Annotated in this window: 9 protein-coding genes and 1 pseudogene; 8 read left to right on the top strand and 2 right to left on the bottom strand. The window is 74.4% G+C overall.

Annotation, left to right across the window (positions count from 1 at the left end; all coding sequences use genetic code 11):
* Positions 1-64: 64 nt before the first annotated feature.
* Positions 65-1,108, top strand: a complete 1,044-nt coding sequence (locus tag ACZ6KF_RS02835) for a zinc-dependent alcohol dehydrogenase family protein (protein ID WP_469237007.1) — start codon at positions 65-67, stop codon at positions 1,106-1,108.
* 108 nt (positions 1,109-1,216) lie between these two features.
* Here the strand turns inward: ACZ6KF_RS02835 and ACZ6KF_RS02830 are convergent, their stop codons facing one another.
* Positions 1,217-1,417 carry a helix-turn-helix transcriptional regulator gene (locus ACZ6KF_RS02830; protein ID WP_356631467.1) on the bottom strand — a complete coding sequence of 67 codons (201 nt, stop codon included), beginning with the start codon at positions 1,415-1,417 and terminating at the stop codon, positions 1,217-1,219.
* Between the two features lie 342 nt (positions 1,418-1,759).
* Here ACZ6KF_RS02830 and iolC point away from each other — a divergent pair.
* The 5 genes and pseudogenes from iolC to mmsA all read left to right on the top strand — a co-directional run.
* Positions 1,760-2,704, top strand: a pseudogene (gene iolC / locus ACZ6KF_RS02825) (5-dehydro-2-deoxygluconokinase); the annotation flags it as partial.
* A 362-nt stretch (positions 2,705-3,066) separates the two neighbouring features.
* Positions 3,067-3,957, top strand: coding sequence for a Cgl0159 family (beta/alpha)8-fold protein (locus ACZ6KF_RS02820; protein WP_469237003.1), 891 nt, complete (start codon positions 3,067-3,069; stop codon positions 3,955-3,957).
* A gap of 8 nt (positions 3,958-3,965) precedes the next feature.
* The gene (iolB, locus tag ACZ6KF_RS02815) at positions 3,966-4,796 is read left to right on the top strand and encodes a 5-deoxy-glucuronate isomerase (RefSeq protein ID WP_356631471.1); all 831 of its coding nucleotides are present in this window, start codon (positions 3,966-3,968) and stop codon (positions 4,794-4,796) included.
* Positions 4,793-6,670 (top strand): 3D-(3,5/4)-trihydroxycyclohexane-1,2-dione acylhydrolase (decyclizing), encoded by a 1,878-nt coding sequence (gene iolD, locus ACZ6KF_RS02810; protein ID WP_469237001.1) that lies wholly within the window; start codon positions 4,793-4,795, stop codon positions 6,668-6,670. Before iolB ends, iolD begins: the two co-directional genes overlap by 4 nt.
* Positions 6,671-6,684: 14 nt before the next feature.
* Positions 6,685-8,187, top strand: a complete 1,503-nt coding sequence (gene mmsA / locus ACZ6KF_RS02805; RefSeq protein ID WP_469236999.1) for a CoA-acylating methylmalonate-semialdehyde dehydrogenase — start codon at positions 6,685-6,687, stop codon at positions 8,185-8,187.
* Between the two features lie 87 nt (positions 8,188-8,274).
* On the opposite strand, the gene ACZ6KF_RS02800 is transcribed toward mmsA, so the two are convergent.
* On the bottom strand, positions 8,275-9,117 hold the full coding sequence (locus ACZ6KF_RS02800; RefSeq protein ID WP_469236996.1) for an SCO4651 family lipoprotein: 843 nt from the start codon (positions 9,115-9,117) through the stop codon (positions 8,275-8,277).
* A 279-nt stretch (positions 9,118-9,396) separates the two neighbouring features.
* Here ACZ6KF_RS02800 and ACZ6KF_RS02795 point away from each other — a divergent pair, with 279 nt between their 5' ends.
* Together ACZ6KF_RS02795 and ACZ6KF_RS02790 are read left to right on the top strand one after the other, a co-directional pair.
* A complete protein-coding gene (locus tag ACZ6KF_RS02795; RefSeq protein ID WP_469158482.1) occupies positions 9,397-12,060 on the top strand; it encodes an alpha/beta fold hydrolase in 2,664 nt (887 codons plus the stop codon).
* Positions 12,057-12,944, top strand: coding sequence for an ABC transporter permease (locus ACZ6KF_RS02790; protein WP_356631481.1), 888 nt, complete (start codon positions 12,057-12,059; stop codon positions 12,942-12,944). Before ACZ6KF_RS02795 ends, ACZ6KF_RS02790 begins: the two co-directional genes overlap by 4 nt.
* Positions 12,945-13,041 lie beyond the last annotated feature (97 nt).

The following is a 13,041-nucleotide window of genomic DNA, read 5'->3' as shown; positions in this document are numbered from 1 at the left end:
CCGGGAGCGGTGGTGACCGCCCGGGGCGTCGGCCGCGGGCGGCGGCGGAAGGGCAGGGCGGCGGATGCGGGCTGTGGTGTTCGAGCGGTTCGGGGAGCCGGCCGGGATACGGGAGGTGGCCGACCCGCGGCCCGCGGAGCACGGGGTGGTCGTGCGGGTCGAGGCCACGGGGCTGTGCCGCAGCGACTGGCACGGCTGGCAGGGGCACGACCCGGACATCACGCTGCCGCACGTTCCCGGCCATGAACTCGCCGGCGTCGTCGAGCAGACCGGTGCGCGGGTGACCGCCTGGCGGCCCGGCGACCGGGTCACCGTGCCGTTCGTCTGCGCCTGCGGCGCCTGCGCCTCCTGCGCGGCGGGCGACCAGCAGGTGTGCGAGCGGCAGACCCAGCCCGGCTTCACCCACTGGGGCTCGTTCGCCCAGTACGTCGCACTGGACCATGCCGACGTGAACCTGGTCGCCGTGCCCGCGGAGATGTCCTTCGCGACGGCCGCCTCGCTCGGGTGCCGGTTCGCCACCGCGTTCCGGGCGGTCGTGGGGCAGGGCAGGGTCGCCGCGGGGGAGTGGGTCGCCGTGCACGGCTGCGGCGGGGTCGGGCTGTCCGCGGTGATGATCGCGGCGGCGTCCGGGGCGCGGGTCGTCGCCGTCGACGTGTCGCCGCGGGCCCTCAAGCTGGCGCGGACCTTCGGCGCGGCGCACTGCGTCGACGCGCGCACCACCGAGGACACCGCGGCGGCGGTCCGCGAGCTGACCGGCGGCGGGGCCCACCTGTCGCTGGACGCGCTCGGCTCGCCCGCCACCTGCGCCGCCTCCGTCAACGGCCTGCGCCGCCGCGGACGCCACGTCCAGGTCGGCCTGCTCCCCTCGCCGACCGGTACCACGCCCGTGCCCATGGCCCGCGCCGTCGCCCTTGAGCTCGAACTGCTCGGCAGCCACGGCATGGCCGCCCACGCCTACCCGCCGATGCTGGAACTGGTCCGCACCGGCGCCCTGCGCCCCGACCTCCTGGTCACCTCCACCATCCCGCTCGACGCGGCCCCGGCCGCCCTCGCCGCCCTGGGCGCGGCCCCGGGATCGGGGGTGACCGTCATCGAGCCGTGGCGGTGAGCCGGGGGGCGACCGCGAGGGGCGGCCCGCTCGTCCAGGACGGCCCCGCCGCATTCCGGGACGACCGTGCCCCGCTCCAGGGCGGGGCACGGGGCGGCCGACGGCCCGTCAGTCCGCCGCGCGGCCCCGGTTGCGGGGGCGGGCGGCGACCCAGGCGCGGACGGTGTCGGCGTACCAGTAGGGCTTGCCGTTCTCCACATGGTCGGGCGGCGGGAGCAGCCCGTGCTTGCGGTACGAGCGGACCGTGTCCGGCTGCACCCGGATGTGGGCCGCGATCTCCTTGTAGGACCAGAGCCTTCGGTCGGTCATGATGTGCACCTCCCCGCGCGCGCCGCGGCGGCGGCCGGGGGACGGCCGCCGGTGGAGCCGGACGCGCGCTGGCGATCATCGAGCCTGCGCCCCGTCAACGACGCGGAGTTCGCAGGGGGCGGGGGCCGTGGCCGGATGTGACACAGGGCGTGCGGATGCATGACATCTGTGACACGACGGTGGCGTTTGTGACAGAACTGGAGCAGCGGCCCGCGCCGTCCGGGCGCGCTGTCGTCGCCGTCGTCCGAATGTCCGGACAAACCGTTGACAGGGTTCCCGGCGGAGACTAGAAACCCGGAAGAGCGAGCCGCGACCCACCCGCGACGGTGCGAAGGGATCTCGATGGCGTACGACCTGATCACCATGGGGCGGATCGGCGTGGATCTCTATCCGCTGCAGACCGGGGTGCCGCTCCCGCAGGTGTCGACCTTCGGCAAGTTCCTCGGCGGCTCGCCCGCCAACGTCGCGGTCGCCGCCGCCCGTCTGGGCCGCCGTACCGCGGTGATCACCCGCACCGGCGACGACCCGTTCGGCGCCTATCTCCACCAGGCGCTGCGCGACTTCGGCGTGGACGACCGCTGGGTCACACCCGTGCCGGGGCTGCCCACCCCGATCACCTTCTGCGAGGTGTTCCCGCCGGACGACTTCCCGCTCTACTTCTACCGCCACCCCAAGGCCCCCGACCTGGAGCTCGACGCCCACGACCTCGACCTGGACGCCGTGCGCGCGGCCGGGATCTTCTGGGTGACCGGCACCGGCCTGAGCGAGGAGCCCAGCCGCACCGCCACCCTCGCGGCCCTCGCCCACCGCGCCAAGGCCGGTCCGACGGTCTTCGACCTCGACTGGCGCCCCATGTTCTGGACCGACCCGGCCGCCGCCCGCCCCTTCTACGCCGAGGCCCTGCGCCATGCCACCGTCGCCGTCGGGAACGTGGACGAGGTGGAGGTCGCCACCGGAATCCGCGACCCGCATGCCGCCGCCCGCGCCCTGCTCGACGCCGGAGTGGAGCTCGCCGTCGTCAAGCAGGGCCCCAAGGGCGTCCTCGCCGTCGGCGCGGGGGGCGAGTCGGCCGAGGTGCCCCCGCTGCCCGTCGACGTCCTCAACGGCCTCGGCGCCGGGGACGCCTTCGGCGGCGCCCTCTGCCACGGCCTGCTCGCCGGCTGGCCCCTGGAACGGACCATGCGCCACGCCAACGCCGCCGGCGCGATCGTCGCCTCCCGCCTGGAGTGCTCCTCGGCCATGCCGACCGGCGAGGAGATCGCGGCGGCCCTGGAGGCGGGTGCGGTGCCCTCCGGGACGGCCCGCCGGGCGGCGCCGACCGTCCCCCGGGCCGGCGGGACGACCGCGCGGACCGACCGGACGACCGGCGAGGCCGACCGCAAGGCCGGCGGGACGACCGCGCGGACCGACCGGACGACCGCCGAGGCCGACCGCAAGGCCGGCGGGACGACCGCCCGGACCGACCGGACGACCGCCGAGGCCGACCACAAGGCCGGCGGGACGACCGCCCGGACCGACCGGACGACCGCCGAGCCGGACCAGACCCCCGCCGAGGCCGCCGAGGCCGCCGCCGAGCCGGATCAGACGGCCCAGCAGACCGATGAGACCGCCCCCGGGGCCGCCGGCCACACCACCCCCGAGGCCGACCCATGCCCGTAGACGTCGCCGAGCTGGTCCGCATCCGCACCCGGCACCCCCAGGCCGTCGTCGAAGCCGCCGCACGCCGGCCGCGAAGGCCGCTGCTCGGCGACGACGACCGGCTGATGGTCGTCGCCGCCGACCACCCCGCCCGCGGCTCGCTCGGGGTCGGCGACCGGAAGCTGGCCATGGCCAACCGCGCCGACCTGCTCGAACGCCTCTGCCTCGCGCTCTCTCGCCCCGGCGTCGACGGCGTCCTCGCCACCGCGGACATCCTGGACGACCTGCTGCTGCTCGGCGCCCTGGACCGCAAGGTCGTCATGGGCTCGATGAACCGCGGCGGACTCCAGGGCGCCCGCTTCGAGCTGGACGACCGCTTCACCGGCCACCGCCCCGAGGACATCCGGCGCCTCGGCTTCGACGCGGGCAAGCTCCTGCTGCGCATCGACTACGACGACCCCGGCTCCCTCGACACCCTGGAGTCCGCGGCCCGCGCCATAGACGAGATGGCCGCCCGCGGACTCCCCGTGTTCGTGGAGCCGTTCATCACCCGCCGCGACGCCTCCGGGCGGCTGGTCAACGACCTGTCCGCCGAGGCCGTCGTCCGTTCCCTCGCCATCGCCTCCGGGCTCGGCGGCACGTCCGCCTACACCTGGCTGAAGGTGCCGGTCACCGACAACCCGGACGACATGGCCCGCGTCATGCAGACCACCACCCTGCCCGCCGTGCTGCTCGGCGGCGACATCGGGGACACGCCCGAGGACCGGGACGAGGCGTACGAGAAATGGCGCGGCGCCCTTCGCCTGCCGACCGTCCGTGGGCTGGTGGCCGGCCGGTCGCTGCTGTATCCGGCGGACGGCGACGTGGCCGCCGCCGTGGACACCGCCGTAGGACTGCTGTGAGGGGTCGTATGAGCAACCGTCTGCATCTGCCCAGGGGCGCCACCTCGGGACCACAGTACGCCGTCGACGTCGACCCGGAGCTGGCCGGCTGGACCCACTGCAGTCTGCGCGTGGTGGAGCTGGAGCCGGGCGGGACGCACATCTTCACCACCGGGGACAGCGAGTGGATCGTGCTGCCCCTGGAGGGCGGTTGTACCGTACAAGCGGGCGGGACGGCGGGCGAGGTGTTCCAACTCCTCGGACGCGAAAGCGTGTTCGCGTCGGTCACCGACTTCGCGTACGTACCGCGCGACGCCCAGGCACAGATCGCCTCCGGCGCGGGAGGCCGCTTCGCCCTGGCAGGAGCGAAGTGCGAGCGACGACTCCCCGCCCGCTACGGCCCCGCGCCGGAGGTACCCGTCGAACAGCGCGGCAGCGGCAACTGCGCCCGCACGGTGCGCAACTTCGCCGCCGCCGACGCCTTCCCCTGCGACCGGCTGATCGCCGTCGAGGTGATCACCCCCGGCGGCAACTGGTCCTCGTACCCGCCGCACAAGCACGACGAGCACCGGCCCGGCGAGGAGTCCCGGCTGGAGGAGATCTACTACTTCGAGATCGACGGCCGAAACGGCCTCGGCTACCAGCGGGTCTTCCCCTCCCGCGAGGGCGGGGCCGACCTGCTCGCCGAGGTCCGCTCCGGCGACACCGTCCTGGTGCCCGACGGCTGGCACGGTCCGTCCATCGCCCAGCCCGGCCACGACATGTACTACCTCAACGTCATGGCGGGCCCCGGCGAGAGCCGTGAGTGGCGCATCCGCTTCCACCCGGACCACACGGCCGCCGCAGGGGGTTACCGATGACGATCAGGCTGACGGTCGCGCAGGCGCTGGTGCGCTTCCTCACCGTCCAGTACACCGAGCGGGACGGCGTCCGCCGCCGGCTGATCGGCGCCACCTGGGGCATCTTCGGGCACGGCAACGTCGCCGGGATCGGCCAGGCGCTCGTGGAGCACGCCGGCGCGATGCCGTTCCACCAGGGGCGCAACGAACAGGCCATGGTGCACGCCGCCGTCGGCTACGCCCGCCAGTGCGACCGCCTCTCCACGCACGCGGTGACCACCTCCATCGGCCCGGGCGCCACCAACCTGGTCACCGGCGCCGCCCTCGCCACCGTCAACCACCTGCCCGTCCTCCTCCTGCCCGGCGACGTCTTCGCCGCCCGCCCCGCCGACCCCGTCCTCCAGCAGCTCGAAGTGCCGTACGCGGGCGACGTCTCGGTCAACGACACCCTGCGCCCCGTCTCCCGCTACTTCGACCGCGTCACCCGCCCCGAAGCCCTGATCCCGGCCGCGCTCCAGGCCGTGCGCGTGCTCACCGACCCCGTCGACACGGGCGCCGTCACCCTCGCCCTCCCGCAGGACGTGCAGGCGGAGGCGTACGACTGGCCGGACGACTTCTTCGCCGAGCGCACCTGGGCCGTACGGCGTCCCGGCGCCGACCCCGCCGAACTGGCCGAGGCGGTCCGGGCCGTCCGTGCCGCCCGGCGGCCCCTCGTCGTCGCCGGCGGCGGGGTGCACCACAGCCGGGCGGAGACGGCCCTCGCCGAGTTCGCCGAAGCCACCGGCATCCCGGTCGCCTCCACCCAGTCCGGCAAGGGCGCCCTGCCCCACGACCACCCCCAGGACGTCGGCGGCATCGGCCACACCGGCACCGCCGCAGCCGACGCCCTGGCCCGCACCGCCGACCTGGTCATCGGCGTCGGCACCCGCTACACGGACTTCACCACCGCCTCCGGCACCCTGTTCGCCGCCGACGGCGTCCGCTTCCTCAACCTCAACATCGCCCCCTACGACGGCCACAAGCTCGCCGCGCTCCCGCTGATCGCCGACGCCCGCAGCGGCCTCGCCGAACTCACCGAGGCGCTGCGCCTGCACGGCCACCGCGTCGAGCCCGGCTACGCCGCCGAGTACGCCCGCGACAAGAAGCGCTGGGAGCGGCGCGTCGACGCCGTCTACGCCGCTCCCGACCCGGACGCCCGGCCCACCCAGACGCAGGTCCTCGGCGCCCTGGACGCCGTCGTGGACGAGACGGACGTGATCATCAATGCGGCCGGCTCCCTCCCCGGCGACCTGCACAAACTGTGGCGGACCCGGTCGCGGGACCAGTACCACCTGGAGTACGGCTACTCCTGCATGGGCTACGAGATCCCCGCCGCGATCGGCGTCAAGCTGGCCGCGCCGGACCGGCCGGTGTGGGCGCTGGTCGGCGACGGCACCTATCTGATGATGCCCACCGAGATCGTCACCGCCGTGCAGGAGGGCGTCGCGATCAAGGTGCTGCTGGTGCAGAACCACGGGTACGCCTCCATCGGCGGCCTGTCCGAGTCGGTCGGTGCGGAGGGGTTCGCCACCGCCTACCGCTTCCCGGCCGCCGACGGCACGTACACCGGCGCGCCCCTGCCGGTCGACCTCGCCGCCAACGCCGCCAGCCTCGGGATGCGGGTGCTGCGTGCCCGCACCGTCCGCGAACTGCGCGCCGCGCTCACCGAGGCGCGGGCCGCGGACACTCCCACATGTGTCTACGTCGAGACCGAAACGGCAGACACAGTGTCGGGCGCGCCCGAGGCGCAGGCCTGGTGGGATGTACCCGTGGCCGAGACCGCGACCAGGCCGTCCGCGGTCAAGGCCCGCGAGCTGTACGAACGGCACGTCTCGACCCGACGCCGCCATCTGTGAAGGAGCACCCGGTCATGACGAAGATCGTCAACCACTGGATCGGCGGCAGGTCCGTCGACGGCACGTCGGGCGCGTACGGGCCGGTCACCGACCCGGCGACCGGCGCGGTCACCGCCAAGGTCGCCCTCGCCTCGGCCGACGAGGTGGACGCCGCCGTCGCCGCCGCCAAGGAGGCCTACGTCACCTGGGGCCAGTCCTCGCTGGCCCAGCGCACCTCGGTCCTGTTCTCGTTCCGGGCACTGCTCGACGCCCACCGCGACGACATCGCCCGGCTCATCACCGCCGAGCACGGCAAGGTGCACTCCGACGCCCTCGGCGAGGTGGCGCGCGGCCTGGAGATCGTCGACCTGGCCTGCGGGATCAGCGTGCAGCTCAAGGGCGAGCTGTCGACGCAGGTCGCGAGCCGCGTCGACGTGGCCGCGATCCGGCAGCCGCTGGGCGTGGTGGCGGGGATCACGCCGTTCAACTTCCCGGCCATGGTGCCGATGTGGATGTTCCCCCTCGCCATCGCCTGCGGCAACACCTTCGTGCTCAAGCCCAGCGAGAAGGACCCCTCGGCCTCCGTACGGCTGGCCGAGCTGTTCGCCGAGGCGGGCCTGCCGGACGGCGTCCTCAACGTCGTCCACGGCGACAAGGCGGCCGTCGACCGGCTCCTGGAGCACCCCGACGTCAAGGCGGTCTCCTTCGTCGGCTCCACCCCCATCGCCCGCCACATCCACACCACCGCCTCCGCCCACGGCAAGCGCGTGCAGGCCCTCGGCGGCGCCAAGAACCACATGCTGGTCCTGCCCGACGCCGACCTCGACGCGGCGGCCGACGCGGCGGTCAGCGCGGCCTACGGCTCCGCGGGCGAGCGCTGCATGGCCATCTCGGCCGTCGTCGCGGTCGGCGCGATCGGTGACGAACTGGTCGAGAAGATCCGCGAGCGCGCCGAGAAGATCAGGATCGGCCCCGGCGACGACCCGGCGTCCGAGATGGGCCCGCTGATCACGCGTGAACACCGCGACAAGGTGGCGTCGTACGTCACCGGGGCCGCCGACGAGGGCGCCGAGGTCGTCCTCGACGGCACCGGCCACACCGTCGACGGCTACGAGGACGGCCACTGGATCGGCATCTCCCTGCTCGACAAGGTGCCGACCACCGCCAGGGCCTACCGGGACGAGATCTTCGGCCCCGTCCTGTCCGTCCTGCGCGTGGACACCTACGAGGAGGGGGTGGCGCTCATCAACGCCTCCCCGTTCGGCAACGGCACCGCGATCTTCACCCGCGACGGCGGCGCGGCCCGCCGCTTCCAGCTGGAGGTGGAGGCCGGCATGGTCGGCGTCAACGTGCCGATCCCGGTCCCCGTCGGCTACCACTCCTTCGGCGGCTGGAAGGACTCCCTCTTCGGCGACCACCACATCTACGGCAACGACGGCACGCACTTCTACACCCGCGGCAAGGTCGTCACCACCCGCTGGCCGGACCCGGCCGACGCCCCCGCGGGCGTGGACCTGGGCTTCCCGCGCAACCACTGACGCCCTGACGCCCTATGTCCTGACTCCTGACGCCATCGACCGAACCGCGCCCCGTCCCGACGTCCGCCGGGTCGGGGCGCCGGCGCGTCACTGGCCTATCGCCGTGTCCCGCTGCTCCCTGACCTGCTCGCTGAGGTCGCCGGTCCGGGCCGCGGGCGGAGCCGTGATCCGCTCGGTCGTCCCGAACTTCACGAAGTCCATGGTCACGGTCATTCCGGCGCCGGTCTGCGAGATGCGCACGGGCAGGTCCTCGGCGTCGACCCAGATGTCGGCCGTCAGCTTCCCGCCGTCCGCCTCCAGGGCGGCGAGGGCGGCCTTCTTCTCCGCGTCGGTGAGCCTGGACCCGCTGACGTGGTCCGCGCTGAGGCTGCCCCGGTAGTGGGTGGTCCTCTTGCCGAGGACGATCTCCTCGCCGAGGCCCTTCACCTGCGTGGAGGCGGTCATGTAGCGCAGGGTCGCCGTCGGGTCGGCGGTGGCCGCCATGTTCTCGGCGCCAGTCTCGCCCATCACCGCGGAGACGTCGATGCGCATCCACTCCTTGCCCTGCAGCGGACCGCTCGGCTGGGGGTCGACGTCGTAGTAGTAGGCGCCGTCGACCATGATCACCCGCGTGGTCGGGGCGTCCTGGAGGGCGCTCATCTGCGCCGCGGCGGTGTCCATCTCGACGTCCATCGCGGGGCCGTCGCCCCAGGAGTACGTGCCGTCCATGGCGATCGGCCCGCCGCCCGTCGCCTTCAGCTCGGTCGTCGTCTCGATCCGCGCCGAGCCCAGCTCCTCGGTCCGGTCGGTGGCACGGGCGAGCGCGGCCAGGATCCGGTCCGCGTTCCGCGCCGCCTCGCCCGCCTTCCTCGTCGTCTCGGCACCGCAGGCGGTCGTCGCCAGCAGCGCCGCCGCGGCCCCCACCCAGGCGGCCGTGTACCGCACCTTCATCCGCGTCCCACTCCAAAGCCGTGTGTCGGTTGTGAGCGACGACCCTGGCGAGCCCCACTGACAGTCCCGGCGCACGGGGACGATGATCCTCCCTCACCGCCGGGCCCCGCGAGACCGGCGGCATACCGCGAGACCGGCGGCATACCGCGAGACCGGCGGCGTCCACGGCGGCGTACCACGAACGCGGTACGCCCGGCCCGGCCCGTACGCCCGCAGGAGGGCCGGGGGCTCCACCCGACGGCGGCATCGGTTGTCACGGGCGGGCCGTACCGTTGACGCATGGATCTTCGACTGAGGCGCGTGGGCGGGCGGCTGCGGACGCTGCTCGGCGGACCGCGGCGGACCGTCGCCGCCGGCGCCGCCGTCGTCGTGCTCGCCGCCGCCGGCACCTGGACGGCCGTCGCGGACGACGCCGCGCCCGCGGTGCACCGTGCCGACCGGGTCATGGCCATGGGCGACGGGATCCGCATCGACACCTCGTACTTCACGGCCGGTGACTCCGGCCGTCGGCCCGCCGTCCTGCTGGCGCACGGCTTCGGCGGCAGCAAGGACGACGTGCGCGGCCAGGCCGAGGACCTCGCCCGCGACGGCTACGCGGTGCTGACCTGGTCGGCGCGCAGCTTCGGCCGCTCCACCGGGAAGATCGGGCTGAACGCCCCGGACGGCGAGGTCGCCGACGTCTCCCGGCTGATCGACTGGCTGGCCGAGCGCCCCGAGGTCCGCCTCGACCGGGCCGGCGACCCCCGCGTGGGCATGGCCGGCGCCTCCTACGGCGGCGCGGTCGCCCTGCTCGCCGCCGGGCACGACGGCCGCGTCGACGCCATCGCCCCCGCGATCACCTACTGGAACCTCGCCGACGCGCTGTTCCCGAACGGCGTGTTCAAGAAGCTGTGGGCCGGCATCTTCGTCAACTCCGGCGGCGGCTGCGACCGGTTCGAGGCGCGGCTGTGCGCGATGTACGAACGCGTCGCCGAGTCCGGCGCCCCCGACCCCGAGGCCCGCGCGCTGCTGGAGGAACGCTCACCGGTCGCCGTCGCCGACCGGATCGAGGTCCCCACCCTCCTGGTGCAGGGCCAGTCCGACTCCCTCTTCCCGCTCGGCCAGGCCGACGCCGCCGCACGCGCCATCAAGGCCAACGGCGCCCCCGTCGACGTCGACTGGATCGCCGGCGGCCACGACGGCGGCGACCCGGAGTCCGACCGCGTCCAGGCCCGCGTCACCGCGTGGTTCGACCGCCACCTCGACGGCGACGAGTCCGCCGCCACCGGCCCCGCCTTCCGCGTCACCCGCACCGGAGGCGTCGACTCCACCGACGGCGAGGCCCTGCTGCGCGGCGCGAGCGCCGACGCCTACCCCGGCCTCGGCAGCGGCCGGCGCGCGATCCCCCTGACCGGACGCGAGCAGACCTTCGACAACCCGCCCGGCGCCGGCCCGCCCGCCGTCTCCGCCCTGCCCGGCATCGGCGGCGCCGGCGGCCTGGCCCAGCTCTCCTCCCTCGGCGTCGGCGTCTCCCTCGACTTCCCCGGCCAGCACGCCCGCTTCGACTCCGCGCCCCTCGGCGACGACCTGCGCATCACCGGCTCGCCCACCGTCACCGTCCGCGTGAGGTCCACCTCCGAGGACGCCGTCCTGTTCGCCAAGGTGTACGACGTCGGCGCCGACGGGCGGCAGCAGGTGCTGCCCTCCCAGCTGGTGACGCCGGTCCGGGTCGAGGGCGCGAAGTCCGGCAAGGACGTGACCATCGCCCTCCCGGCCGTCGACCACGAGCTGGACAAGGGCCACCGGTTGCGCCTGGTCCTCGCCTCCACCGACCTCGCCTACGCCTCACCGGCCGCCCCGGCGTCGTACACCGTCTCTCTCCGGAGCGACCTGTCCGTCCCGACCGCCCCCGGCGTGACGACCGCCGCCGCCCCGCTGCCCGCCTGGGTGTGGTGGCTGCCGCCGACCGGCGCCGTGGCCGCGCTGGCGCTGCTGCTCTCGGCCCGCCGCCGCACCGCCACCCCGCCCTCGGACCCGGCCCTCGCCGACGTCCCGCTGCAGATCACCGGCCTGAGCAAGCGGTACGCCAAGGCGGCCGACCGGTACGCGGTCCGGGACCTCTCCTTCCGCGTGGAGAAGGGCCAGGTCCTCGGCCTGCTCGGACCCAACGGCGCGGGCAAGACGACGACCCTGCGCATGCTGATGGGCCTGATCGTCCCGGACGGCGGCGAGATCCGCGTCTTCGGCCACGCCATCCGCCCCGGCGCCCCCGTGCTCTCCCGTGTCGGCGCCTTCGTGGAGGGCGCGGGCTTCCTGCCCCACCTGTCCGGCCGGGAGAACCTGGAGCTGTACTGGCGGGCCACCGGCCGCCCCGCCGAGGACGCCCACCTGGACGAGGCCCTGGAGATCGCCGGACTCGGCGACGCCCTCGCCCGCGCGGTGCGCACCTACTCGCAGGGCATGCGCCAGCGCCTCGCCATCGCCCAGGCCATGCTCGGCCTGCCGGACCTGCTCATCCTGGACGAGCCGACCAACGGCCTCGACCCGCCCCAGATCCGCGAGATGCGCGAGGTGATGATCCGCTACGCCGCAGCCGGCCGCACCGTGATCGTCTCCAGCCACCTCCTGTCGGAGGTCGAGCAGTCCTGCACGCATCTCGTGGTGATGGACCGGGGCCGCCTCGTGCAGGCGGGCCCCGTCGCCGAGATCGTCGGCTCCGGCGACACCCTCCTCGTCGGCACCGCCGTGCCCCTGGAGGAGCCCGTCGCCGAGAAGGTGGCCGCCCTGCCGGGCGTGGTCTCGGCCGTGCGCACCGACGACGGACTGCTGGTCCGCATGGACGCCGCGAGCAGCCCGGCCCACCTGGTCGCCGAACTCGTACGGCTCGACGTGCCCGTCACCTCCGTCGGCCCGCACCGCCGGCTCGAGGACGCCTTCCTGACCCTGATCGGAGGTTCCGCATGAGCGGCACGACCGCCCAGGGCGGCAGCACCCTCGCCGCGGGCGCCGATGTGGCCTCCGGTTACCGGGCCGGCCGCACCCTGCCGCTGCGCGTCGAACTGGCCCGCCAGCTCAAGCGCCGCCGCACCCTGGTCATGGGCGGCATCCTCGCCGCCCTGCCGTTCGTCCTCGTCGTCGCCTTCGCGATCGGCGGCGAGCCCGAGGGGCGCGGCGACCGCATCACCCTGATGGACACGGCCACGGCGTCCGGGGCCAACTTCGCCGCGGTCAACCTCTTCGTCTCCGCGGGCTTCCTGCTGGTGATCCCGGTCGCCCTGTTCTGCGGGGACACGGTCGCCTCGGAGGCGAGCTGGTCGTCCCTGCGCTATCTGCTGGCGGCGCCCGTGCCGCGGGTCAGGCTGCTGTGGTCCAAACTCGTCGTCGGGCTCGCGCTCAGCCTGGCCGCGATGGTGCTGCTGCCGGTCGTGGCGCTGGCCGTCGGCACGGTCGCCTACGGCTGGGGGCCGCTGGAGATACCCACCGGCGGCGTGCTGGAGGCGGGCACGGCGGCGCAGCGGCTCGTGGTGGTCGTGGGGTACATCTTCGTGTCCCAACTGGTCACCGCCGGGCTCGCGTTCTGGCTGTCCACCAAGACGGACGCTCCGCTCGGCGCGGTCGGCGGCGCGGTCGGCCTGACCATCGTCGGCAACGTCCTCGACGCCGTGACCGCCCTCGGCGACTGGCGCCACTTCCTGCCCGCGCACTGGCAGTTCGCCTGGGCCGACGCCGTACAGCCCCGCCCCGAGTGGTCCGGCATGATCCAGGGCACGGCGATCTCCGTCACGTACGCCCTGGTGCTGTTCGCCCTGGCCTTCCGCGGTTTCGCCCGCAAGGACGTGGTCTCCTAGGTCACCGGAGGATCACCCGCCGGTCTCGGAACCCCCTCGCCGTAGCCCCTTCGAGACCCAAGCGCAACGTCTCGTCGCGCACGTTCCCGCCCGCCGC

It is taken from the genome of Streptomyces sp. NPDC046379 (genome assembly GCF_055587785.1).
This window is presented reverse-complemented; position numbering and strand designations above follow the sequence as displayed.